This is a genomic window from Streptomyces sp. UC4497 (assembly GCF_054871485.1).
The window spans coordinates 1-24,835 of record NZ_JBTYHB010000002.1; the positions used below are offsets into that span (position 1 = coordinate 1).

Genomic DNA, 24,835 nt, shown 5'->3' on the forward strand with positions numbered 1-24,835 from the left:
CCGTTTCACCGGCCGATTTCCTCGGATTGACGTCCGCCTTATAGGAGCTCCCCTTTCGCGGCCCTTTCGGCGAGGTCAAACACTATCAGTCTTTTTTCGACCCGCTTGCCATGCATCTGCAGACATGCAGAAATACAGTTCGCATTGCGACTTAGGACTTGATAGATGCTGCCGAGGTGTTGGACGCTCGATGGCGTCGCTTGCCTCCCTGGCAGGTGTACGACAGTACAACGGGCCCGAGCTTCGACGCAAATCGTTTGCCCGCGGCCTCTACGTCCGCCAACCGGTACCTCTCGTAGGGAACCGGGACTTTTTATGACTTACGCTTCTGAACAGCACGCCGTCCAGGACAGGCAGTGACGGCGACCCTGAATCTCCGCCCCCTTGGGAGGCTTGCCATGACCAGTGTGACGTCCCCGCTCACCGGACGCGCCATCGGGCTCTCCGCCGTTCCTGACCCGGTGTTCTCCGGTGCGATGGTCGGCCCCGGCTCCGCCATTGACCCCGTGCGCGAGGCCTCCGACGCCGTGGCCCCGGTGGACGGCATCGTGGTGTCCCTTCACCCGCACGCCTTCGTCGTCGTGGATGAGGAAGGCCATGGTGTGCTGACGCACCTGGGCATCGACACCGTCCAGCTCAATGGCGAGGGCTTCGAGCTGCTCGTCAACAAGGGCGACACTGTGCGGCGCGGGCAGTCCGTGGTCCGCTGGGACCCGGCTGCCGTCGAGGCCGCCGGCAAGTCGCCGATCTGCCCGGTCGTCGCCCTCGAGGCCACGGCCGAGTCCCTTTCCGGTGTCGTCGAGGACGGGGACATCAAGGCCGGCGACGCGCTGTTCGGCTGGAAGTGACGCACTCCGTCGCTGACGGTCGGCAAGAAATCAACGCGGCGGCTGCGCTCGCCGCACTATCGGAGACGGGTGAGATGGAGACAACGCTGCGAGGCGTCGGCGTGAGCCACGGTGTGGCGATCGGCGAGGTTCGGCACATGGGGACGGCGGTGCTGGAGCCGCCGGCCAAGCAGATTCCGGCTGAGGATGCCGAGCGCGAACAGGGGCGCGCCCGCCAGGCCGTCGAAGCTGTCGCTGCCGATCTGATGGCGCGCGGCAATCTGGCCGGTGGCGAGGCCCAGGCGGTGCTCGAGGCTCAGGCCATGATCGCCCAGGACCCCGAGCTGATGGCCGACGTCGACCGTCGTGTCGCCGTCGGGAGCACGGCCGAGCGCGGCATCTACGACGCGTTCTCGCACTATCGCGAGCTCCTCGCCGGTGCCGGTGAGTACATGGCGGGCCGCGTCGCGGACCTCGACGACGTACGGAACCGCATCGTGGCCCGGCTCCTCGGCGTGCCGATGCCCGGTGTTCCGGACAGCGACAAGCCCTACGTGCTCATCGCCCGTGACCTTGCGCCCGCGGACACCGCGCTGCTTGACCCCGCGCTCGTGCTCGGTTTCGTCACCGAGGAGGGCGGACCGACCAGCCACAGCGCGATCCTGGCCCGCGCCCTGGGCGTGCCCGCCGTGGTGGCGCTTCCCGGTGCGGGTGAGCTCGCCGAGGGCAGCGTGGTCGCCGTCGACGGCAGCACCGGTGAGATCTTCGTGGACCCGAGCGCGGAGAAGCGGGCCGCGATGGAGGCCGCTGCCGCCGAGCGCAAGGCGGCGCTGGCCGCGTCGACCGGTCCCGGTGCCACCTCGGACGGGCACAAGGTGCCGCTGCTCGCCAACATCGGTGGCCCGGCGGACGTGCCCGCGGCGGTCGAGGCGGGTGCCGAGGGTGTCGGTCTCTTCCGTACCGAGTTCCTCTTCCTGGACGACAGCAAGAACGCTCCGTCCGAGGAGAAGCAGGTCGAGGCGTACCGGCAGGTGCTCGAGGCGTTCCCCGAGGGCCGTGTCGTGGTGCGGGTGCTGGACGCCGGTGCCGACAAGCCCCTGGACTTCCTGACGCCCGGCGACGAGCCCAACCCGGCTCTGGGCGTGCGCGGTCTGCGGACGCTGCTCGACCACCCGGAGGTGCTGCGCACGCAGCTGACCGCGCTGGCGAAGGCTTCCGAGGGCCTCCCGGTCTACCTCGAGGTCATGGCGCCGATGGTGGCCGACCGCGCCGACGCCAAGGCGTTCGCCGATGCCTGCCGTGAGGCCGGTCTGCAGGCGAAGTTCGGTGCGATGGTGGAGATTCCGTCCGCCGCGCTGCGTGCCCGGTCGGTGTTGCAGGAGGTCGAGTTCCTGTCGCTCGGCACCAACGACCTGGCCCAGTACACGTTCGCCGCGGACCGTCAGGTCGGCGCCGTGTCGCGTCTGCAGGACCCGTGGCAGCCCGCGCTGCTCGACCTGGTCTCGCTGTCCGCCGAGGCGGCGAAGGCCGAGGGCAAGAGCTGCGGCGTCTGCGGTGAGGCCGCGTCCGACCCGCTGCTCGCGTGCGTCCTGACCGGTCTGGGTGTCACCTCCCTCTCCATGGGTGCCGCTTCGATTCCGTACGTGCGGGCGACGCTCGGCAAGTACACGCTGGCCCAGTGCGAGCGCGCGGCCGCTGCCGCTCGTGCCGCGGAGTCGGCGGAGGAAGCGCGCAACGCCGCGCAGGCCGTGCTGTCCGGCGAGTAACCGAGCACGACCGGCGCCGTATCGGTGCCTTTGGGAGGGCGCTCCGCCTTTGGCGGGGCGCCCTTCGCGCTTGTCCGCAGGGATCAGCGGTTCGCAGCGATCAGTGCAGGTGCCTGCCTTCCGGTTTCGCGTCGTCCACTTCTGGTGCGGTGCAGTAGTTCACTCCGGGTTCGGGAGCGGACAGGTCTCCGGAGTCCGCGTCGGTGCAGTAGGCGTCGAAGACCCGTCCCCCGGGGATCGGTTGGAATCCCTCGTCCTTCAGGTGCCAGCCGCAGACGCGGTCTTCCTCGCCGGGGACCGAGCTGCGCACGATGACCGCGCAGGCGCGCCGGCTGACGATCGCCAGCGCCAGTACGGCCGTGACCTCCATGGCCGCCGACTCATCGACCTTGACCGTGTCGGGTTCCGTGGCGTCCACGTGCAGGACGGCGTGCAGGGACTCCTTGTCGGTGAGCACGCTGCACACCCAGTGGTGGGCTCCCTCGCCGAGCGCGTCGATCACTCGGGAGACCAGGTAGGAGGCCCTGGCGAAGGCCATGCGTCCGACGTCCTGCCCGCACACCGCGCAGGCCCCTGTCCGGGACAGGACGGATGTCGCGAACTCCCAGGTCGCTTGGCGGACGGCCTCTTCCACGAGTTCGGGGACGAGGTCGGCCATGGGCTGTCCCTGGTAGGGGACCCCGGGGCCCGACGCGGCGAGTTCCGCGGTGAATCGGGTACGGCTGGTGGCGCTGTCCGGGTCGAGGCCCTCCGCCCGGCAGAATTCCGTGAACTCGGCCGGGTCGAAGAGCGTGACCGTGGTGTACCCGCCGGCCGCGGCCTGGGATTTGAGCAGTCCTTCCACTTGGCGCAGGTACGTCGTGTGGTCGTCGAAGGTGAAGCTGCGGTAGAGCCGCATCGCCTCGAAGTCCTGCTCGTCGGCCAACAGGCCGATGGTTCCCGCCACTTCACGGCGCAGGCCGCGCCGGGCGCCGGCCGTCCGGCTGTGTTGAGTGTGCCCCATGATTCCCCCTGAGTGCGCTTGAACGATGCTCACTCAGAGTAATCGGGGGCACTGACAACGCCACGTTCGGTGACGGCGCACCTGCGGTTTCGGGCGGTCGGTCAGGCTCGCTTGCGGGCGATCTCCTCGTAGAACTTGAGGAGTTCGAGGTTGTCGATGGAGCCGGGGTTGACCGCCTTCTCCAGCGGCGTGCCCGAGAGCAGGCGCTTGACGGGCACCTCGATGCGCTTGCCGGTGAGGGTGTGCGGGACGCCGGGGGCTTCGATGATCTCGTCGGGCACGTGGCGCGGCGAGAGCTGTTCGCGGATGACCTGCTTGATGCGGGAGCGGAGCGCGTCGTCGAGGGCGGCACCCGGCGCGAGGTGGACGAAGAGGGGCATCCAGTAGCCGCCATCGGGCTGTTCCAGGCCGATGACGAGCGATTCGCGAATCTCGGGGAGGCGCTCCACGGCCTCGTAGATGTCCGCCGATCCCATCCGTACGCCCTGGCGGTTGAGGGTGGAGTCGGAGCGGCCGTGGATGACGACGGAGCCGCGCGAGGTCAGCGTGATCCAGTCGCCGTGGCGCCAGACTCCGGGGTAGGTGTCGAAGTAGCTGTCGTGGTACCTGGTGCCGTCGGGGTCGTTCCAGAAGCGGATCGGCATGGACGGCATCGGGTTGGTGACGACCAGTTCGCCGACCTCGTCGGTCAGGGGTTCGCCGGCCGGGTCCCATGCCTGGAGGTCCGTGCCGAGGCTGGGCGCCTGGAGCTCGCCGATGTGGACGGGGAGCGTCGGCACGGCTCCGGCGAAGCAGGAGCAGACGTCGGTGCCGCCGCTGACGGAGGCAATCCACAGGTCGTCCCGCACCTCGTCGTGGAGCCAGCGGAAGCCGTCCGGCGGGAGCGGGGAGCCTGTGGTGGCCACGCACTTGACGCGGGAGAGGTCGTGGTCGCGCGCGGGGTGCACGTCGGCCTTGCGGCAGGCCATGACGTATGCGGCGGAGGTGCCGAAGAGGGTCGCGCCCGTGCGTTCGGCGATCGCCCACTGGGCGCCGGTCTCGGGGTATCCGGGGCTGCCGTCGTAGGTGACGATCGTGGTGCCGGTGAGCAGGCCGCCGACGAGGAAGTTCCACATCATCCAGCCGGTGGACGTGTACCAGAAGAAGCGGTCGTCGGGGCCGAGGTCGCAGTGCAGGCCGATCTGCTTGAGGTGCTCGACGAGGATGCCGCCCTGCGACTGCACGATGGCCTTGGGCAGGCCTGTGGTGCCGGAGGAGTAGAGCACCCACAGGGGATGGTCGAAGGGAACTTCTTCGTAGACGGGTGTGACGTCCGCGGAGGTGAGGGCCGACCATTCCAGGGCGCCTTCGGGTGCCTCGGTCCCGAGGAGCGGGATGTGCACCACCGCGCGCAGGGACGGCAGTTCGTCGCGGAGTTCCTGCACGGTGTCGCGGCGGTCGTGCTCCTTGCCGCCGTAGCGGTAGCCGTCGACCGTGAACAGGACGACGGGCTCCACCTGCTGGAAGCGGTCCAGGACGCTGCGTGCGCCGAAGTCGGGGGCGCAGGACGTCCACACGGCTCCGACGGCCGCCGTGGCGAGGAGGGCGGCGACGGCCTCGGGGATGTTCGGCAGATAGCCGCTGACGCGGTCGCCGGGGCGTACTCCGAGGGCGCGCAGTTCCGCGGCCAGGGAGCCGACCTGGCCGCGCAGCTCGGACCAGGTGACGGGACGGGGTTCGTGTGTCTCGTCGACGTGGAGGATCGCGGGGGTGTCCGCGCGCGTGGGGTCGTCCGCCGTGCGCAGGGCGTGCGCGGCGTAGTTGACGGTGGCACCGGGGAACCACTCGGCGCCGGGCATGTCGCGGTTGCCGAGCACGCGCGTGTACGGGTGCGTGAAGCGCACGTCGAACCACTCGGTGACGGCCTTCCAGAAGGTTTCGAGTTCGGTGACCGACCAGCGGTGCAGCGCCTCGTAGCCACCGTCGGCGGGAGCGCCGTGGTGTGCGGCCGCCCAGGCCTGGAACCGTGTGATCTGCGCGTCGGCGATCTGCTGCCGATCGGGCTGCCAGAGCGGTGACGGGTTCACGGTGGACATGATGCGGCTCCAGGAATTGCGTGCGCGGCGTGTGCGTCCTCGGCGCGCTCCGCGGAGTGTGTGCGCCTGACGCGGCTCACTGGACGATGCCACGTGATCGACTTCGACACCAGGGTGTATCCCACATAGTCGGCCCGGTGAAGATGTGCTGGCACCACGGATGAACGACAGTTGAACGCGGCACGCGCGCGTGCGCCTCGGTGGCAGGGTGAGCAGCATGGATGGTCGTGACCTGGTGCGCTTGGCGAAGGCGGTTTCTTCCGTGGGGTCGGCCCATGGGCTGCGCTCCGTTCGGGCGTCGTGGCGGCACCGTCGCGCGGACTCCGTCGGCCTGCCCCGGCGGGGAAGCGAGCGGGCCCGGGTCCCGGGCTCGGTGGTGGGTGTGACGCCCGAGCCGGGTGGTGGCCTGGTGCGGTTCACGCGGTCCCGGTTGCGCATCGTCGTCACCGTGAGCGGTGCCCTCTTCTGGGGCTGGGACGGGGCCGAACCCGAGCCTTCGTACGCGTTGGCCGGGCACTGCCCGGAGGCGGACCCGCGGGCGGTGCTCGAGCCGGACAAGGACGGCGGCTGGCGGGTGGTCTCCGAGCGGGTGACCGCGGTGGTCTCGCGGCACGGCGCGGTGGAGGTGCGTACGCCGGGCGGGGTGTTGCTGCGCCGCGATCTGCCGCCCCGGTGGTGGGAGCCCGAGGGTGGCGGTGAGGCGCGCTGGGCGCAGCGGAGCGAGGTCTCGGCCGACGCGCGCTTCTTCGGCCTCGGAGGCCGTGCGTCGGGCCCGCGGCTGCGTGACGCGACGTACCGGTTGTGGAACACGGATCCCGGCGGTTCGTTCGGTCGGCAGGACGATCCGTTGTCGCTCACGATGCCGGTGCAGGTGGTGGTCGCGGATGCCGGCACGCATCTGGTCTTCCACGACAACACGTGGGACGGCACCGTCCGTCTCCGTGAGGGCAGCGAGGGCGCGGGCTCCGGGCACGACTACGCCGGGACGTCCGAATTGCGCATGGAGGGCGGCCCGTTGCGCTGTTGGGTGGTGGTGGGTACACCCGCGCGCGTGCTCCACGTCTGGTCCCAGCTGACCGGCGCTCCTGCCGTGCCTCCGGGTTGGGCGCTGGGCCACCAGCACGCGCGTCGGGGGTTCGGGAGCGAGCAGGAGGTGCGTCGGGTCGTCGCGGGCTACAGGGAGCGCGATCTGCCCCTGGAGGCCGTCCATCTGGACATCGATCACTTCACGGCGGGACAGGCCTTCACCGTCGATCGCGAGCGGTTTCCGTCCTTGCCCCGGCTGGCCGAACAGTTGCGCGGCGAGGGTGTCCGGCTGGTGTCGATCGTCGACCCTGCGGTCAAGGCCCAGAGCGGCAACGCCCTGTACGACGGCGGGCAGGCGATCGACGCCTTCGTGCGGGACGCGGCGGGCCGGCCCGTGCGCGGGGTCGTGTGGCCGGGTGAGTCGATGTATCCGGACTTCACCGCGGAGCGGGTGCGCAAGTGGTGGGGCGGCCTGTACGAGGAGCGTCTCGAGCAGGGTTTCTCGGGGTTCTGGCACGACCTGAACGAGCCGGTGTCCTTCGCCGCCTTCGGTGAGCCCACGCTCCCCCGTTCGTCCCGGCACGCGGTCGAGGGGCGGGGCGGCGACCATCGGGAGGCGCACAACGTGTACGCGCTGTGCATGGCGCGGGCCGGCTACGAGGGGCTGCGCGAACTGCAGCCGCAGGAACGACCCTTCCTGTTCTCGCGGTCCGGCTGGGTGGGTCTGCAGCGCTACGGAGGGACGTGGTCCGGTGACATCGCCACAGGGTGGGCCGGCCTTCGCTCCTCGCTCTCGTTGGTCATGGGGCTGGGCTTGTGCGGGGTGCCGTATTCCGGACCTGATGTGGGCGGGTTCGACGGGAAGCCGTCACCGGAACTGTTCCTGCGCTGGTTCCAGTTGGGCGCCCATATGCCGCTGTTCCGTACGCATTCGGCGCTGCGGGCGGGGCGGCGCGAGCCCTGGATGTTCGGCGAGGAGGTGCTCGCGCACGCGCACGTGGCGCTGGAGGAGCGGCGTCGCCTCTTTCCGTACTTCATGACCCTCGCGCATCTCGCCCGGCGCACCGGCGCCCCGTATGTGCGGCCTCTGTGGTGGGGTGCTCCGGAGGATCGCGCTTTGCGTGACTGTGAGGACGCCTTCTTGTTGGGTGACTCCCTGTTGGTCGCGCCCGTCCTGGAGCAGGGAGCCGTCCGCCGCACCGTTCAGCTGCCGCCTGGGCGCTGGTACGACACGGTGACCGGCGGAGTCTTCGAGGGGCCCGGGCAGGTCACGGTGGACGCCCCCTTGTCGCGTATTCCGGTGCTCGCGCGTGGCGGGTCGGTACTTCCTGTGAGCGATCCGGGCGGGGGTGTCGCCCTGGAGGCGTGGGCGCCGGCGCCGGGTCGTACGGGCGGCGGTTACGCGGCGCGGGACACCGGGGACGGCTGGGAGGAGCCGGAGATCGAGCGGTTCCGGGTGCGCTGGGGCGAGGGGCGCGTGGTCGTCGAGAGGGACGGGGAGGACGGCGAGGTCGAACCGCGGTATCCGGTGCGTGTGCGCGGCCTGTGAGCGCCCTACGGCGCGGGGTGGCGCCGGACGCTCACAGGGAACCGACTCCTACAGGTAGCGGCCCTCGAACCAGGCTTTCACCGCCAACGTGTGGAGCGGAAACGCCAGTTCGGTCGGGCGGCGCAGGAGGTGCCAGCCGTCCGTCTCGTCCGTGGGCGCGCTGGTGGGCAGGAATCCCGCCGGGCGTTCGGGCAGGAGGCCGAAGAGCAGGAGGTGGCCGTCCGGGGCGCTCATGGCGTCCACGAGGCGTACGTCGCGCGCCGCGGCGTCGATGCCCGTCTCCTCCTGGAGTTCGCGGACGACGGCTCGCCGCCAGTCCTCCCGGTCGTCGATGAAGCCGCCGGGCAGAGCGGGCTCCCCGCGCGCGGGGGTGATGGTGCGCGTGATCGCGACGAGGGCGGTGCCCACCGTGTCGTACACCGGTTGCAGGGCGACGGCCACGGGGAGCGGGTTGCGGTAGGCGACGGAGTCACAGGCCCGGCAGGTGCGGGGCCAGCCGTGCACCTCGGCCCCGTAGGCGGTCCCACAGCTCGAACAGTGGGAATCCGGAACGGGGTTGAGCGTGGAGTGGGTTGATGCGGGCACGGCGCGGACTGTATCCGATCACTCGGCCGCGGTCTTCCCCGGTGGGCCCGGCTCCTGATAGACGCTGATCCATGACTCGAGCCTCCACCGCCCTGCGGAAACTCGCCGCCCTGGCCGCCGCCGCGCTGCTCGGCGTGGCCGCCGCCCCTTCGGCTGCCCATGCGACGCCCGACCCGAAGGCACCCAAGGACTTCGTGGCGCTCCATGACGTGGACCCCACGATCATCCAGGAAATGCGCTACTACACGGAGCACGACTTCATGGGTGAGCCGGTCGACGGCTACAAGAAGCCGATGTGCCTCCTGACGAGACCTGCCGCGCAGGCGCTCCACAAGGCGCAGATCGGCCTCCTGAAGAAGGGCTACTCCCTGAAGGTGTACGACTGTTACCGCCCGCAGCGCGCGGTCGATCATTTCGTCCGCTGGGCGAAGGATCTCGACGACCAGAAGATGAAGGCGGAGTTCTATCCGCGTGTCGACAAGACGCGCCTGTTCGCGGACGGCTACATCGCGGAGAAGTCGGGCCACAGCCGTGGCTCCACCCTGGATCTGACCGTCGTGAAGCTGCCCGCACTGCCCACGCGTCCGTACGTTCCCGGAGAGAAGCTCACGCCCTGCTACGGGCCGAAGGCGGAGCGCTTCCCGGACAACTCGCTGGACATGGGGACCGGGTTCGACTGCTTCGACACGCTCGCCCACACGGACGATCCGCGCGTCCAGGGCGTGCAACGGGCCAACCGGGACCTGTTGCGGAACGCGCTCGGCGCGCAGGGGTTCGTCAATCTTCCTGAGGAGTGGTGGCACTACACGTACAAGCCCGAGCTCTACCCGGACACGTACTTCGACTTCCCGGTCTCCAGGCGTTCGCTGACGGGGCGATGACGCGGCGGGCGCGACCGGAAGCACCCCCGTGGATTCCGGTCGCGCCCTCACCCGTCGCGCCCCTCACCCGTCACAGACGCCGGTAGGACGCGGGCGGTTCTGCGGGCCCCCTGACGTCATTCGGCTCCCCATGGCACACTTCTGACGTTCCGTCAGATTCATCGCCGGGGAGGAACTGTGGCGCGTACGCGTACACCTGTCGTGGCCGACTGGTTCAGCGGAGAGGGGGACGACTTCCGCCTGCTGGGCACGCGCTGCTCCGCGTGCGCGTCGGTGTTCTTTCCGCGTGAGGACGGGGCGTGCCGCAACCCCGCATGCGCGGGCGGCGAGCTTGCGGAAGTGCCCCTGTCGCGGCGCGGACGCGTCTGGTCGTACACGGACGCGAGGTACCGGCCACCGGAACCGTACGTGTCGGATCGGGAACTTCCCTGGCAGCCCTACGCGTTGATCGCTGTGGAGCTGGAGACGGAGCGACTGGTCGTGCTCGGCCAGGGGGCTCCTGGCGTCTCCGTGGCCGATCTCGCGGTCGGCATGGAGGTGGAGGTCGTACCAGGCGTGCTCAACGAGGAGGGGGACGACGAGACCGGGACGACATGGACGACGTGGCACTGGCGGCCGACGGGGGTGGCGGCATGACGGGGGACGTGGCGGTTCTCGGCGCGGGCATGCACCCCTGGGGGAAGTGGGGGCGCAGCTTCGTCGAGTACGGGGTGGCAGCGGCGCGGGCCGCGCTCGCCGACGCCGGGGTCGACTGGCGCGACGTGGGCTCGATCGTCGGCGCGGACACGGTGCGCGGCGGCTATCCCGGCTATGTGGCGGGAGCGACGTTCGCGAAGGCCCTCGGCTGGCAGGGCGCGCGCGTGGCCAGCGTCTACGCGGCCTGCGCCTCGGGGGCCCAGGCGGTCAACACGGCGCGGGCACAGATCCTTGCGGGGCTCGCGGACGTCGTGCTGGTGGTGGGGGCCGACGCCGCGCCCAAGGGGTTCTTCAAGCCCGCCGGCGGCGATCGGCCCGACGACCCCGACTGGTTGCGCTTCCGTGCACTGGGGGCGACCAACCCGACGTACTTCGGCCTGTACGCGCGCCGGCGCATGGCCGTGCACGGGGACACGCTCGAGGACTTCGCCCAGGTCAAGGTGAAGAACGCCGCCTCCGGCGCGCTGAACCCGAACGCGCGCTATCGCAAGACGGTGACGCCCGAGGAGGTGGCCGCCTCCGCCGTGGTCGCCGATCCGCTGCGGCTGCTCGACATCTGCGCCACGTCGGACGGCGGCGCGGCGCTCGTGCTGTCCAGCATGGAGTTCGCACGCCGGCACGGAGCCGCGGATCCCGTCCGCATACGGGCCGTGTCGACGGTGACTCCGACGTACCCGAACACCGTGCTCGACCTCCCGGACATCGCCACGGACTCGGCCGCCGGGGTCGCGTCCGAAGGCCCCACGTTCCGTGCCTCGATCGCCCGCGCCGCCTACGAAGAGGCCGGGATCGGCCCCGAGGACCTGTCGCTTGCGGAGGTCTACGACCTGTCCACGGCCTTGGAGTTGCAGTGGTACGAGGACCTCGGGCTGTGCGGCGAGGGTGAGGGCGCGAAGCTGCTCAGGGACGGCGCGACCGCTCCCGGAGGGCGAATACCCGTGAACAGCAGCGGTGGACTCGCGTCCTTCGGGGAGGCGGTTCCGGCGCAGGCGATCGCCCAGGTCTGTGAGCTGACGTGGCAGTTGCGGGGTGCGGCGGGCGACAGGCAGGTGGCCGGGGCCCGGGCCGGGATCACGGCCAACCAGGGCCTGTTCGGCCACGGTTCGTCGGTCGTGGCGGTGCGCTGACCGCGGCGTGCGTACGCTGCGTGGCCGTGCGGGAATGCTGCGTGAACAGCGCGTGAACCGGCCCTCGTGGTGTCCGTGTGACGCCATTATGCTGCCGTGCACACCTGGCCGGACAGCCTCCGCTTCGCCTTCCAGCCCGTGGTCAATCTGGCCACGGGGTCGGCCGCGGCTCTGGAGATACTCGCCCGCCCCGAGTCGGGAGATGTGCTCGCGCGGGCGCATCGCGATCCCGAGCTCGACGGCGACCTCGCCGCGTTGGCGATCCGCGACGCCGCACGCCGGGAGACGCTGCTGCCGCTGCACGTGAACGTGTTCGCGGGCACGCTCGCCGACCTGGGCGGTCTTGATGCGCTGCGGCGCGCGGTGCAGGATGCGGGACGCCTGCCGTGGGAGGTGACCGTCGATGTGGGGCCGCCGTTCACGCACGTGCCGCACCGCGCGCTCCTGGAGGGCGTCGCGGTGCTGCGCAAGGAGGGCTTCCGGGTCTGTGCCGACGGTGTGGGCGACGGCGACGTACCGCTGCGGCTGCTCGACGATCTCGCGCCGGACCTGATCAAGCTCGACGCCTCGCTGCTGTCGCGCGGGGCGACGGTGCGGGCCATGCGGACGCTGTGCGAGGAGATCGGCGCGCTGCTCGCGGTCGAGGGCGTGGAGACCGAGACCCAGTGCATGGCGGCCCGGGATGCCGGGGCGCAGCTCGCGCAGGGCAATCTGTTCGCGCCGGCGGCCCGGCTGCCGATCTCCGAGGTGTACGTGCCCGAACTGCCCTTGGCCGTCGGCTCGTCGCGGCCGGCCGGGCCGCCGGTACGGGATTTCGTGCGGCCCGCGGCGCTGCTGCCCGATTCGGCGTCCGCGGAGCAGGTGCGGCGCCGGCTCACCGGTGCGGCCGAGGTGTCCGGGGTGCTGCTCGTCGATGCCGCCGGGGTGCCGGTGCGGTCGGTGCAGCGGGACCGCTTCCTGCTGTCGCTGTCGACGCGCTACGGGCACGCGCTGTACGCCGACCGGCCCGCCGCGCGGCTCGGCGACCGGCCGCGCACGGTGGGCGTCACCGCGACCGCCTGGGAGGTGCTCGACGTGGTCGCGGACGGCGAGCACGCCCGCACCGCCGACGACGTCGCCGTGGTGGACAACGGCGGGCGCTGCGTCGGCGTCGTACGCCTCACCGATCTCGTACGGGCGCTCGCCGAGAGCCGGGTCGAGGAGGCCGCCGGGCTCAACCCGCTGACGCGGCTGCCGGGTTCGGACGCCGTGACGGGCGAGCTGGACCGCTGGGTGGCGCAGGGCCGCGGCTTCGCCCTGAGCTGGCTGGACATCGACGGGTTCAAGCAGGTCAACGACGGTGCGGGGTTCGCGGCGGGCGACGAGCTGATCCGTTCGGTGGGGCGCGCCCTCGCGCGTACGGAGTCGGACGGCGTGCGAGTGGGGCACATCGGGGGTGACGACTTCCTGGTCCTGGCCGATCCGGAGCGGCTCGGTCCGCTCGCGGCCGCCGTGCTCGACGCTCCCTGGTCGGCGGGCGGCAGGGCGGTGACGCTGTCGCTGGCCACGGTGGTGTGCCCGCCCGGCAGCGTGCCCGACCACCGGCAGGCCGCCGCGCTGCTCGCCCCGCTCAAGAAGGCCGCTAAGGCGCTCTCCGGGGCGAGTTGGGTCTGCGGTCAGGCGGGGCGCGAAGGTTTCGACGTGCGCCGCGGCGCACGCGCCGCGGTCGGCGCGTGCGACCGGAGGGGAGCATCGACCGCCGGTTAACCGTTGCCGTCCACGACCTTGACGCTCCAGTACGGCCGGTGAACACTTCCGGGTGTCAGTCGGCATCGGCGCAAATCGGCCCACCGCTGCTCGGGGCCCTGCCTGCCCCAGGTTCGCTTTCCTGTCGGGTTGCGGCAGGTCAGGGCCGCTCCCCCACGTGTGGTTCCGACTGTTCGGGCACGCTCGTCACGGACGCCGGGCGGGGCGCGGGACTTCCCTGCCTACGGCAGCCGTGGTTCAGAACCAGCCATGGGAACGCACCCTGCACGGAGGACCGGGGAGCACTGCCCCCGGGCGAGGGCCTAGGAGCCGCCATGAGCAACGGAGACATCTTCATCGGTGAGGTCATCGGCACCGCGATTCTGATCCTTTTCGGCGCGGGCGTCTGCGCCGCCGTCACCCTGAGACACTCCAAGGCGAAGGCCTCCGGGTGGGTCGTCATCGCGTTCGGCTGGGGCTTCGGCGTGCTGGCCGGCGCCTATACGGCCGCCCCGCTGTCGGGCGGTCACCTCAACCCCGCGGTCACCATCGGCATCGCGGTCGACACCGGGAAGTGGGACAAGGTCTGGGTCTATCTGCTCGGCCAGATGGTCGGCGCGATGCTCGGCGCCGTCCTCGCGTACCTGGTGTATCTCGCGCAGTTCAACGCCAACGTCAGTTCGGACGAGGACTCCGCGGAGGACGGTCCGACCCCGACGCTCGGCATCTTCTCGACGATCCCCGAGATCCGGAACATGGTCGCGAACCTGATCACCGAGATCATCGCGACGATCGGCCTGGTCCTGCCCATCCTCGCGTTCGGCCTCACGAAGGGACTCGGCGAGTCCGGCACCCAGGTGCTGATCGTGGCGCTCCTGGTCGTCGGCATCGGTCTGTCGCTCGGCGGGCCGACGGGTTACGCGATCAACCCCGCCCGCGACCTGGGCCCGCGCATCGTGCACCACTTCCTGCCGATCCCCAACAAGGGGACGTCCGACTGGGGTTACGCTCTCGTCCCGGTCGTCGGGCCGCTCATCGGCGGCGCGCTGGCGGGGGTCATCTACAACGCGGCGTTCTGAAGCAACGCAGCGTTCTGAAGCGCAGAACACTCTCGTACGTCTTCTTACGAAGGGGTAGCCATGCCCGACACTTCCGTGAAGTACGTCGCCGCCATCGACCAGGGCACCACCTCGAGCCGCTGCATCATCTTCAACCAGGACGGCGAGATCGTCGCCGTCGACCAGCGCGAACATCGTCAGATCTTCCCGAAGCCGGGCTGGGTGGAGCACGATGCCACCGAGATCTGGTCCAAGGTCCAGGCCGTGGTCGCGGGGGCGATCGCCAAGGCTGGACTGCGCGCGGACCAGCTCAGCGCCCTCGGCATCACCAACCAGCGGGAGACGACGGTCCTTTGGGACCGGGCGACCGGCAAGCCCGTGCACAACGCGATCGTGTGGCAGGACACGCGGACCTCGGCGCTCTGCAACGAGCTGGGCGGCGCCGACGGACAGGACCGTTTCCGCGAGACGACTGGGCTGCCCCTGGCGAGCTACTTCTCCGGGCCCAAGGCGGCCTGGCTGCTCGACAACGTGCCGGGGCTGCGGGCCAGGGCCGAGCGCGGGGAACTCGCCTTCGGCACGATGGACTCGTGGCTGATCTGGAATCTCACCGGCGGCACCGACGGCGGCGTGCACGTCACCGACGTCACGAACGCCGGGCGCACCATGCTGATGAGCCTGGAGACCCTCCAGTGGGACCAGTCGATCCTGGCGGCGATGAATGTCCCGGAGTCGCTGCTTCCGGAGATCCGTTCGTCCGCCGAGGTGTACGGCACGGCCGTCGGCCAGCTGGCCGGCGTACCGGTGGCCTCCGCGCTCGGCGACCAGCAGGCGGCCGTGTTCGGGCAGGCCTGCTACGACACCGGCACCGCGAAGAACACCTACGGGACGGGCAGCTTCCTGCTGCTCAACACCGGTAACCGGCCGGTGCCTTCGAAGAACGGCCTGCTCACCACCATGGGGTACAAGATCGGCTCCGAGGCGCCCGTGTACTGCCTCGAAGGGTCGATCGCGATCACGGGTGCCCTGGTGCAGTGGTTCCGCGACCAGCTCGGCATCATCAAGACCGCCGACGAGATCGAGACACTCGCGGCGAGCGTGGACGACAACGGCGGTGCCTACATCGTGCCCGCGTTCTCCGGTCTGTTCGCGCCCTACTGGCGCTCCGACGCGCGCGGTGTCGTCACCGGTCTCACCAGGTATGTCACCAAGGCGCACCTGGCGCGTGCCGTCCTGGAGGCGACGAGCTGGCAGACCCGCGAGGTCGTCGACGCGATGTACCAGGACTCCGGGGTGCAGATCACGACCCTGAAGGTCGACGGCGGCATGACCAAGAACAACCTGCTGATGCAGCATCAGGCGGACGTCCTGGGTGTGCCCGTGATCCGGCCCAGGGTCTCCGAGACGACGTGTCTGGGCGCCGCGTACGCCGCCGGGCTCGCGACGGGCGTGTGGAACGACCTGGACGAGCTCAAGGCGCACTGGCAGCGGGACGCCGAGTGGACTCCCGCGATGGACGCGGGCGTCCGGGACCGCGAGTACCAGAACTGGCGCAAGGCCGTGGAGAAGAGCTTCGGCTGGCACGCGGACGGAGACGACGCATAGGCCATGTCCCTGCGCGCGTGGTGACGTACAACCATCCACGCGCGCGTACGCGGCGGTTCGGACCCCGGTCGGCGGGGGTACGGGCCGCCGCTGTGCGTGCTCAGGTCGCCGCGGGCTGCCTGCGCTCGGCGGCTTCCGCGGCATGACCGACGACGCCGATCAGCACGTCCTTCACCGACTCCTTGTCGCGCGCGTCGCACAGGACCACGGGGACGTCCGGGTCGAGGTCGAGCGCCTGGCGGACCGCGTCGGCCGGGTGGCGTGCGGCGCCGTCGAAGCAGTTGACGCCGACGATGAACGGTATGGAGCGCCGCTCGAAGTAGTCGACCGCGGCGAAGCAGTCCTCCAGGCGACGGGTGTCCGCGAGGACGACCGCGCCCAGCGCGCCGGTCGACAACTCGTCCCACAGGAACCAGAAGCGGTCCTGGCCCGGTGTGCCGAAGAGGTAGAGCACGAGGTCGTCGCGGAGCGTGATCCGGCCGAAGTCCATCGCGACCGTGGTGGTGCTCTTGCGCTCGACCCCGTCGATGTTGTCCACGGGGCGGCCCGCCTCCGTCAGGAGTTCCTCCGTGCGCAGCGGCCGGATCTCGCTGACCGCGCCGACCAGCGTCGTCTTGCCCACGCCGAAGCCGCCGGCCACCAGGATCTTGAGCGTCACGGGCTCGACGGGGGCCTTTCGGCGCTCAGAACGCCCGAAGATCATGGCTGTGTCTCTCCTGCCTCACTGGTGTCGCTGTCTCGGGTACTGCTGCTCGCCCCGGGCGGCCCGTAGCCGCCGCCTCCGGGCGTTTCGACGACGAGTACGTCGCCGGGGTCCACATCGGCCGTGTCGCTGCCGTCGAGGCGGGTGACGGTGCCGTCCACGCGCTCCACGGAGTTGGCGCCGAGCGCTCCGGGGGCGCCACCCGCCATCCCGTAGGGCGGCACCCTGCGGTGCTGGGTCAGCGTGGAGACGGTCATCGGCTCGCGGAAGCGGATGCGTCGCACGGCTCCGTCGCCGCCCGGCCAACGGCCCGCTCCCCCGCTGCCGCGCCGTACCGCGAACTCCTCCAGGAGGACGGGCAGCCGCCACTCGAGGACCTCGGGGTCGGTGAGCCGCGAGTTGGTCATGTGGGTCTGGACGACGGGGGCGCCGGGGAAGCCGTCGCCTGCGCCGGAGCCGGAGGCCACCGTCTCGTAGTACTGATGGCGCGCGTTCCCGAAGGTGATGTTGTTCATCGTGCCGGAACCCTCGGCCTGCACGCCCAAGGCCCCGTAGAGGGCTCCGGTGATGGCCTGTGACGTCTCCACGTTGCCCGCGACGACCGCGGCGGGCGGCTGGGGCGAGAGGAAGGATCCGGGCGGCACGACGATGTTCAGGGGGCGCAGGCAGCCGTCGTTGAGCGGGATGTCGTCGCCCACGAGCGTCCGGAAGACGTACAGGACGGCGGCGTTGACGACGGCGAACGGGGCGTTGAAGTTCGTGGGGAGCTGGTCGGAGGTGCCGGTGAAGTCGACGGTGGCGCAGCGCTGCGCGCGGTCCACGCTCACGCGCACACGGATGACCGCGCCCGAGTCGGTCTCGTAGCTGAACTCGCCGTCCTCCAGGGCGTCGATGACGCGTCGCACGGATTCCTCGGCGTTGTCCTGTACGTGCTTCATGTAGGCGAGCACGACGTCCAGGCCGAAGTTCTCGATCATGCGGGCGACTTCATCGACGCCCTTCTGGTTGGCCGCGATCTGGGCACGCAGGTCGGCGAGGTTCGTCCGCGGGTTGCGGGAGGGGTGGGGCGCCTCGGTCAGAAGGCGCAGCGTCTCCTCCTCACGGAACCGGCCGGCCTCCACGAGCAGCCAGTTGTCGAAGAGCACGCCCTCTTCGTCGATGGTGCGGCTGTTCGCGGGCATGGAGCCGGGGGCGATGCCGCCGATCTCGGCATGGTGTCCGCGCGAGGCGACGTAGAACAGGATCCGGTCACCGTCCGTGTCGAAGACCGGGGTGATCACGGTGACGTCGGGCAGGTGCGTGCCGCCGTGGTACGGGTCGTTGACGGCGTAGGTGTCGCCGGGCCGCATGGTCGAGCCGCGGCGGCGGATGACCTCCTTGACGCTGGTACCCATCGAGCCCAAGTGCACAGGAATGTGCGGGGCGTTGGCGACCAGGCTGCCGTCGGGGTCGAAGAGCGCGCAGGAGAAGTCCAGACGTTCCTTGATGTTGACGGACTGCGAGGTCGACTCGAGGCGGGCGCCCATCTGCTCCGCGATCGACATGAAGAGGTTGTTGAAGACCTCGAGCCGAACCGGATCGATTTCCGTGCCGAGATCGGAACTCTCTGTAATCGCCGTCCGTTGCATGATCAGGTGGCCGTCGTCCGCGAGGGCCGCCCGCCATCCGTCGTCGACGACGGTCGTCGAGCCGTCCTCGGCGATGATCGCCGGCCCCCGGACGGGCTCGCCGGGCGGGAGCTGGTCCCGGTGGTGGAGGGGTACGTCGCGCCAGGTTCCGCCGGTGTGCAGGCGGACGGTCGTGGCGCTGGTCGGGGCGGTGGTGCGGGGTGCGAGGTGGGAGAGATCGGGGGGATCGGTCAGGCCAGTGGCTTCTACGGAGAGTGATTCGACGACGAGCGGTCGGTCCAGGGTGAAGGAGTAGTGAGCACGATGGCGTTCTTCGAAGGCGCGGGTCATGGCGTCGGGTTCGGTGAGTTCCACGGTGAGCGCGGTGTCCGTGCCGTCATAGCGGAGCTGGGCCCTGCGCACGACCCGAATGCGCTTCTCCGGGACGTCCTCGGCGCGCAGCTCCTCGCGTGCGGCGCTCTCCAGGTCGTCGGCGGTCTTGAGGATGTGCGGCATCGAGGAGGGGTCCACGGTGGCCTCGACGGACTGTTCCCGCATGGCGGTGGTGTCGGCGAGCCCGATGCCGAGCGCCGAGAGGACGCCTGCCATGGGCGGTACGAGGACCGTGCGGATGCCGAGTTCGGCGGCGACCTTGCACGCGTGCTGGCCACCGGCACCACCGAAGGTGGTGAGGGCGTAGCGGGTGACGTCGTGGCCCTTCTGCACCGAGATGCGCTTCACCGCGTTGGCGATGTTGGCCACGGCGACCTGGAGGTAGCCCTCGGCCACCTGCTCCGGGGTGCGCGCGTCACCGGTCTGTTCGCGGATCTCTGCGGCGAGGGCGGCGAAGCGCTCGCGTACGAGGTCTTCGTCGAGCGGCTGGTCCCCCTCGGGGCCGAACACGTGGGGAAAGTGGGCGGGTTGGACGCGACCGAGGGCGACGTTGGCGTCGGTGACCGTGAGCGGGCCGCCGCCCCGGTAGCAGGCCGGTCCCGGCACCGCGCCGGCCGAGTCGGGTCCGACCCGGTAGCGGCTGCCGTCGAAGTGCAGCACGGAGCCGCCGCCCGCCGCGACGGTGTGGATGTCGAGCATGGGCGCGCGCAGCCGCACCCCGGCGATCTGCGTGGTGAGGACCCGCTCGTACTCGCCCGCGAAGTGCGAGACGTCCGTGGAGGTGCCGCCCATGTCGAAGCCGATGACGCGGTCGAAGCCCGCGCGCTGCGACATCCGGGCCATGCCCACGATGCCGCCTGCGGGCCCGGACAGGATGGCGTCCTTGCCGCGGAACTGCCCGGCCTCGGCGAGCCCTCCGTTGGACTGCATGAACATCAGCCGCACGTCGGGGAGTTGCTCGGCGACCTGGCGCACGTAGCGGCGCAGGACGGGCGACAGGTAGGCGTCGACGACGGCCGTGTCGCCCCGTGGCACCACCTTCATGAGCGGGCTGACCTCGCTGGACAGCGAGATCTGCGGGAAGCCGATGCGCTCGGCGAGGGCGCCGATCTCGCGCTCGTGAGCCGGGTGGAGGTGGCTGTGCAGGCAGACGACGGCCACCGCCCGAATGCCGTCTTCGTAGGCCTGGCGCAGCGAGGCTTCGAGGGAGCCCAGGTCAAGCGGGGTGAGCACCTCGCCCTGGGCGTCGACCCGTTCGTCCACCTCGATGACGCGCTCGTGGAGCAGTTCGGGCAGCTCGATACGGCGGGCGAAGATGCGGGGCCGGTTCTGGTAGGCGATCCGCAGGGCGTCGCGGAAGCCGCGCGTGATGACGAGGGCGGTCGGCTCGCCGCGGCGCTCCAGGAGGGCGTTGGTGGCGACCGTGGTGCCCATGCGGACGGAGTCGACGAGGTCGCCGGGCCCGCCGCCGGACGCCGGCTCCGTGCCCTCCCCGAGGAGCTCACGGATCGCGAAGACGGCCGGGTCCCGGTAGCGCGCCGGATGGTCGGAGAGCAGCTTGTGCGTGAGCAGGCGGCCGTCGGGCCGCCGGGCCACGACATCCGTGAAGGTGCCGCCTCGGTCGATCCAGAACTGCCAGCCTGCCATGTGTGTCTCCCGCCGTCCGCCCCGTTCCTGTGCCCCGCAGGCTCCGCTGTCGGATCAGAGCGCTCTGAGGCCGTCGATCACGTCGCGGAGAATACTCGCGTCGGGCAGCTCGGCCGGTGGAACCGGCCGCGTCACGTGGACCAGTTCGTCGTCGACGAGATCCCCTATGAGGACGCGCACCACCCCTACCGGGAGGTCGAGCTCCGCGGCCAGCTCGGCCACGGACTGCGGGGCGTCCTGGCAGAGCTCGACGATGTCGACGTGTTCCGGCGACAGCGTCTGGTCGGTCGTCGCGTCGCCTCGATGCTGTTCGGCGACGACGACCGCGATCAGGTCGAGCCGGTGCTGGGTCGCGCTGCTGGTGCGGCCGCGCGTCATGGCGTACGGGCGCACGACGGGACCCGCGTCGTCGTCGAACCAGTGATGCGTCTCCTGACCGTCTGGTCTCATGCCAACCCACTACCCTCCGGCGGGCAGGTCCGTGCGCCTGGCCGTCCCCAGATGCGCTCCGACGCGCTTGACCAGCAGAGTCATCTCGTAGGCGACGAGGCCGACGTCGGAGTCCGCGTCGGACAGCACGGCGAGGCAGCTGCCGTCGCCCGCCGCGGTGACGAACAGGAAGGCCTCGTCGAGTTCGACGACCGTCTGCCGGACGCCGCCTGCTTCGAAGTGCCGGCCCACCCCCTTGGCGAGGCTGTGGAATCCGGAGGCCACGGCGGCGAGGTGTTCGCTGTCCTCGCGGCTGAGCCCCTCGGAGACGCCCGTCGGCAGCCCGTCGCCGGAGAGCACCATCGCCTTGCGGATACCGGCGACGCGCTCGACCAGGTCGTCCAGGAGCCAGTTCAGCTCGCCGACAACCCCGTTGGTGGTCCCCGCATTGGCCTTCGGCGCGGTCATCGACCGTCCCCCTCAGAGTTCGTTCCTCGTGCTGTACCGTCGGCGCGCTCATCGCCCGCGGTGTTCTCCGCGCGTCCACGCTGCCAGCCGCGTTGGAGCGAGGCCATACGGCTGCGCACCTCGTCGGCGTCCCGGTCGGCGGGCTGTGCGGAGGGAGTCCTGTCTTCGGCCGGTGCCGCGCTGTCGCCGCGCAGGTCCGGGCCGTCCTTCAACTGCGGGGCCAGGTTGGCCTGTCGGACGCGGCGAGGCAGTCCGCCGGGGGTGGTGCTTGGCGCGGCGGGCTGCTGGGCGTCCGCTGCGGGCTCGGGGGTCGCGCGCGGGGCCTCGGTCTCCTCCACCGCACGGGTGCGGCGCCTGGGGAGGCCGACCGGGGTGTCCCACTGTCCGTCGCGCTCGCTATCGCCGTTGCCGTTGCCCCGGTCGTGCCGCTCGCCCGGTTCGGGCGCGGCGCGGTCGTCCGCACCGGGCCGGCTGTGGGGCACGGGCCTGCCGTGCGAGCTGACGAGCTTGGGCACGCGGCGGCGCGGCAGCGTCCCCTCCGGACCGGCGGCCGGGTCCTGCGCGTCGCGGTCCCCGGAGCGGCGCGGGCCGCCCATGTGGCGGGAGACGGCCGTGCCGTCGGTCGCGGCGCCGTCGTCCTCGGCCTGCTGGTGCTGTTCACCGGGAGGCCCGGCCACGGCGCGGCGGGGGCGGAACAGGCCGCCGCGCTCGCTGTCGTCGTCGCCCAGGGCGCCGGGGAACCGGGTCATGTCGGAGGTCGTCAGCGGGGCCTCCAGCTCGACCGGACCGTTGAGCACGGAGGCCGGCAGACCGGGCAGCCCGGCCACGGAGCCCGGCTTCGATGGGGTCACCGAAGGGGCCGTGCGGCGCGGCGCGTTGGGCCGGTCGAGACGGAAGCCGGCGCCCTCGGTGTCGGGGGCGTCCGTGAGCAGGGAGTCCGGGATGAAGACCACCGCGGTGGTGCCGCCGTAGGGCGAGGGCTGGAGGGAGACGCGGATGTGCTGCCGCTGGGCGAGGCGACTGACCACGAACAGGCCGAGGCGGTCGGTGTCGGAGAGTTCGAACTCCGGTGTCTCTGCGAGGCGCAGGTTGGCGTCGAGCAGCGCGTCGGGGGCCATGCCGAGGCCGCGGTCGTGGATCTCCAGGGTGAAGCCGTTCGCGACGCGCTCGCCGACCACCTGCACGGCGGTGTGCGGGGGCGAGAACACCGTGGCGTTCTCCAGGAGTTCGGCGACGAGGTGGGTGAGGTCGGCGACGGCCGGTCCCGTCACGGCGATCCGCGGCAGCCGCCGTACCTCGATGCGCTCGTAGTCCTCCACCTCGGCGACGGCGGCCCGCACGATGTCCATGAGCTGGACGGGTCTGCGCCACTGCCGGGACGGAGCGGCGCCGGAAAGGATCACCAGGCCCTCCGCGTGGCGGCGCATCCGGGTGGTGAGGTGGTCGAGGCGGAACAGGTCGGCGAGCTCGTCGGTGTCCTCGGTCCTGCGCTCCATCGTGTCGAGCAGGGTCAGCTGCTTGTGCAGCAGGACCTGGCTGCGCCGGGCGAGGTTGACGAACACCTCGGAGACGCCGCGGCGCAACTCGGACTGCTTGACGGCTGCTTCGACGGCGGATCGCTGCAGGGTGTTGAGCGCCTGGCCGACCTGACCTATCTCGTCCCGGTCGTATTCGAGACGCGGCGCCTCGGTCTCCACGTCGACCTCGTCCCCCGCGGCGAGGCGGCGCATCACGCCGGGGAGCCGCACACCGGAGGCCTCGTGCGCCTCGAGACGGAGCCGGCGCAGGTCGCGGACGAGGCCGCGGCCGATGCGTACGGAGAGGTACAGGGAGACGAGGAGGGCGAACAGACCGAGCACTCCGGCGACGCCTGCCCGCAGCAGGACGCCGACGGCCTCCGGGCGGGCGCGGTCCTGGTAGCGCTCGGTCGCGGCGGTGTCCCGGTCGACGAGTTCATCGAGCACGGGCTGCGAGGCCCTGTCCCAGCTCCGTGCGGTGACGCCCTTCGGTGTGCCGGGGGAGCCGTTCACGACCGCTTCCTCGGCGGTGCGCAGCGGGTTGGTGTCCGGGCTCTTCCAGTACCGCTGATAGCGGGAGCGCTCCGAGTCGGGCAGGAGCGCGAGATTGCTCTCGTAGAGGAGGGTCCGCTGGGCGAGGAGGTCGGAGACCTGCCGCAGTTCCTGCTGGTTGAACCGGCGGGCGACGAGACCCGAGCCGACCAGCGCGTCCTCCTGGGACAGGAGTTCGCGTGCCTTGAGTACGCCGACGAGGGCGCGCGCCTGGCGTTCCACCTTCGCGTTGTCGAGGGCGGTGAGGTCGAGCAGGAAGTCGTACGTCGGCGCGATGAGGCGGTTGTAGAACTCGAGGGCCTGGGCGCGGGTCACGGTGCCTTCGTCGACGTTCCGACGAAGCGAAGCGATCCCTTCCAGGCCCTCGACGGCGGTGTCGAGGGAGGCCCGGGCGTCGCTGTCCAGGCTGTCGCGGATGTTGCCGTCGCGCACCCTCTCCTTGATCCGGGTGATCGACTCGTCGGCCGTGGTCCGCTTGGCCCGCAGCGCCGACTGGGCGTCGGAGGCACGGGGGTCGGCGAGATAGACGAGCGTCTCGCGGCGTTCCGCCTGCAGTGTGCGGCTCGTGGCGACCAGCGGGTAGGCGACCGAGTCGATCGCCTGGCCCGCGGAGATCAGCTGGACGGCGGCGCGCCCCGTGATCACCGTGGCGAAGGCCCAGATGGCCGTCAGGGACAGCAACGGCACCAGCAACAACGCCACGATCTTCCGGCGGATGGACTTCCCGCGAAAGCGCATGGCCTCCCCCAGATCGACCCCTCTGCCTTCAGGGGCACACATGTGCGTCAACAAACGGCGCGAGCCTACTACTGAGACAGGAGCAACTCGAAGACCTGTCCGGATGATGTCCGAGTGAACTGTGATGCCGACATCACGAGTTGTCCGGCATTGCGGGAGATTCCCTCCGCTCGGACCCCTCCTCGGCAAGGATCACAACGGGACCATCCTGTGGGAGAGTTGGCCGGAATCCGGCGCACCGCCCTCCCGGAACAGGCGAGTTCCCCGAACCGGGAATCTCCCCGGCCCGCCGTTCGTCTTCATTGAGGGAGGGGCAACCCGACGGCGTAAAGCACGGCAATTCGGGCAGTCACTGTGCAGTGCCGATGCGAGGCATCGGCTTGAGGGTCATTGAGGGCCCACGAGCGGTGGGGAGTGACGTGGCAATGGGCACGGCGGAGCAGAACGGACTGTGGGTCGAGGAGCCGGCGCGTCGACGCCGGATGCCCGATCCCGTACGGACGTCCGCGGTGCGGGCCGTCCTCATAGTCTCGCTCACCATGATCCAGGCCATGATCGCCGTGCTGTGCACGCTGGCCGACTCCTGGCTCGCCTTCCCCATGGTGCTCAGCAGCGTGGGCAGCACGGTGGTGGCGACGTGGGGCGTCCTGGACGTCTGGGTGACGCGTCAGGTGTGGAACCAGCGGCACGGCGTCATCTCGGTCCCGGCCAGCACGGCCCGGCAGTTGCGCAAGGAGCGCCGCCAGGCCCGCCGTGCCGCGAGGTCGCGGCGCGGCGTCGCGCGGCCCGACTCGGTCAACATACGCAGGCGCGGCAGGGCCGGGCAGCTGACCCACTCCTGAGCCGCCCCCGCCGCAC

At 70.9% G+C, this 24,835-nt stretch carries 17 protein-coding genes and 1 pseudogene; 10 read left to right on the plus strand and 8 right to left on the minus strand.

The window, feature by feature from the left end; translation table 11 throughout:
• Positions 1 to 398: 398 nt before the first annotated feature.
• The gene (locus ACYSUO_RS02740; protein ID WP_461774379.1) at positions 399 to 848 is read left to right on the plus strand and encodes a PTS sugar transporter subunit IIA; all 450 of its coding nucleotides are present in this window, start codon (positions 399 to 401) and stop codon (positions 846 to 848) included.
• 74 nt (positions 849 to 922) lie between these two features.
• Complete coding sequence (ptsP, locus tag ACYSUO_RS02745; RefSeq protein WP_461774380.1) at positions 923 to 2,593, plus strand: phosphoenolpyruvate--protein phosphotransferase; 1,671 nt, start codon at positions 923 to 925, stop codon at positions 2,591 to 2,593.
• Between the two features lie 100 nt (positions 2,594 to 2,693).
• Here ptsP and ACYSUO_RS02750 read toward each other — a convergent pair whose 3' ends face one another.
• Both ACYSUO_RS02750 and ACYSUO_RS02755 read right to left on the minus strand, forming a co-directional pair.
• On the minus strand, positions 2,694 to 3,596 hold the full coding sequence (locus ACYSUO_RS02750) for a hypothetical protein (RefSeq protein ID WP_461774381.1): 903 nt from the start codon (positions 3,594 to 3,596) through the stop codon (positions 2,694 to 2,696).
• Positions 3,597 to 3,697: 101 nt separating this feature from the next.
• Entirely contained in the window at positions 3,698 to 5,671 is a 1,974-nt protein-coding gene (locus ACYSUO_RS02755; protein ID WP_461774382.1) for an acetoacetate--CoA ligase, read from the minus strand.
• Between the two features lie 217 nt (positions 5,672 to 5,888).
• Between ACYSUO_RS02755 and ACYSUO_RS02760 the strand changes: the two genes are divergently transcribed.
• The gene (locus tag ACYSUO_RS02760; RefSeq protein ID WP_461774383.1) at positions 5,889 to 8,246 is read left to right on the plus strand and encodes a glycoside hydrolase family 31 protein; all 2,358 of its coding nucleotides are present in this window, start codon (positions 5,889 to 5,891) and stop codon (positions 8,244 to 8,246) included.
• A gap of 48 nt (positions 8,247 to 8,294) precedes the next feature.
• Here the strand turns inward: ACYSUO_RS02760 and ACYSUO_RS02765 are convergent, their stop codons facing one another.
• Positions 8,295 to 8,831: an NUDIX domain-containing protein gene (locus tag ACYSUO_RS02765; protein ID WP_461774384.1), complete on the minus strand. Its 537-nt coding sequence runs from the start codon at positions 8,829 to 8,831 to the stop codon at positions 8,295 to 8,297.
• Between the two features lie 71 nt (positions 8,832 to 8,902).
• Between ACYSUO_RS02765 and ACYSUO_RS02770 the strand changes: the two genes are divergently transcribed.
• The 6 genes from ACYSUO_RS02770 (at position 8,903) to glpK (ending at position 15,923) form a co-directional block, all read left to right on the plus strand.
• The gene (locus ACYSUO_RS02770) at positions 8,903 to 9,712 is read left to right on the plus strand and encodes a M15 family metallopeptidase (protein ID WP_461774385.1); all 810 of its coding nucleotides are present in this window, start codon (positions 8,903 to 8,905) and stop codon (positions 9,710 to 9,712) included.
• Between the two features lie 177 nt (positions 9,713 to 9,889).
• Positions 9,890 to 10,348 carry a Zn-ribbon domain-containing OB-fold protein gene (locus tag ACYSUO_RS02775; RefSeq protein WP_461774386.1) on the plus strand — a complete coding sequence of 153 codons (459 nt, stop codon included), beginning with the start codon at positions 9,890 to 9,892 and terminating at the stop codon, positions 10,346 to 10,348.
• Positions 10,345 to 11,535: a lipid-transfer protein gene (locus ACYSUO_RS02780; protein WP_461774752.1), complete on the plus strand. Its 1,191-nt coding sequence runs from the start codon at positions 10,345 to 10,347 to the stop codon at positions 11,533 to 11,535. Before ACYSUO_RS02775 ends, ACYSUO_RS02780 begins: the two co-directional genes overlap by 4 nt.
• A gap of 96 nt (positions 11,536 to 11,631) precedes the next feature.
• Positions 11,632 to 13,281: an EAL domain-containing protein gene (locus ACYSUO_RS02785; RefSeq protein ID WP_461774387.1), complete on the plus strand. Its 1,650-nt coding sequence runs from the start codon at positions 11,632 to 11,634 to the stop codon at positions 13,279 to 13,281.
• A 314-nt stretch (positions 13,282 to 13,595) separates the two neighbouring features.
• Entirely contained in the window at positions 13,596 to 14,339 is a 744-nt protein-coding gene (locus tag ACYSUO_RS02790) for an MIP/aquaporin family protein (protein WP_461774388.1), read from the plus strand.
• Between the two features lie 60 nt (positions 14,340 to 14,399).
• Positions 14,400 to 15,923, plus strand: a complete 1,524-nt coding sequence (gene glpK / locus ACYSUO_RS02795) for a glycerol kinase GlpK (RefSeq protein ID WP_461774389.1) — start codon at positions 14,400 to 14,402, stop codon at positions 15,921 to 15,923.
• Positions 15,924 to 16,023: 100 nt separating this feature from the next.
• Here the strand turns inward: glpK and ACYSUO_RS02800 are convergent, their stop codons facing one another.
• The 5 genes and pseudogenes from ACYSUO_RS02800 to ACYSUO_RS02820 form a co-directional block, all read right to left on the minus strand.
• Entirely contained in the window at positions 16,024 to 16,626 is a 603-nt protein-coding gene (locus tag ACYSUO_RS02800; RefSeq protein ID WP_461774390.1) for a GTP-binding protein, read from the minus strand.
• Positions 16,607 to 20,273, minus strand: a pseudogene (locus ACYSUO_RS02805) (hydantoinase B/oxoprolinase family protein). The gene ACYSUO_RS02800 and the pseudogene ACYSUO_RS02805 overlap by 20 nt, the downstream one beginning before the upstream one ends.
• Positions 20,274 to 20,327: 54 nt before the next feature.
• A complete protein-coding gene (locus tag ACYSUO_RS02810) occupies positions 20,328 to 20,723 on the minus strand; it encodes a DUF742 domain-containing protein (protein WP_461774391.1) in 396 nt (131 codons plus the stop codon).
• Positions 20,724 to 20,732: 9 nt separating this feature from the next.
• On the minus strand, positions 20,733 to 21,170 hold the full coding sequence (locus ACYSUO_RS02815) for a roadblock/LC7 domain-containing protein (protein ID WP_461774392.1): 438 nt from the start codon (positions 21,168 to 21,170) through the stop codon (positions 20,733 to 20,735).
• Positions 21,167 to 23,977: a nitrate- and nitrite sensing domain-containing protein gene (locus ACYSUO_RS02820; RefSeq protein ID WP_461774393.1), complete on the minus strand. Its 2,811-nt coding sequence runs from the start codon at positions 23,975 to 23,977 to the stop codon at positions 21,167 to 21,169. Before ACYSUO_RS02820 ends, ACYSUO_RS02815 begins: the two co-directional genes overlap by 4 nt.
• Before the next feature lie 365 nt (positions 23,978 to 24,342).
• Between ACYSUO_RS02820 and ACYSUO_RS02825 the strand changes: the two genes are divergently transcribed.
• The gene (locus ACYSUO_RS02825; RefSeq protein WP_461774394.1) at positions 24,343 to 24,819 is read left to right on the plus strand and encodes a hypothetical protein; all 477 of its coding nucleotides are present in this window, start codon (positions 24,343 to 24,345) and stop codon (positions 24,817 to 24,819) included.
• The last annotated feature ends 16 nt before the right edge of the window (positions 24,820 to 24,835 follow it).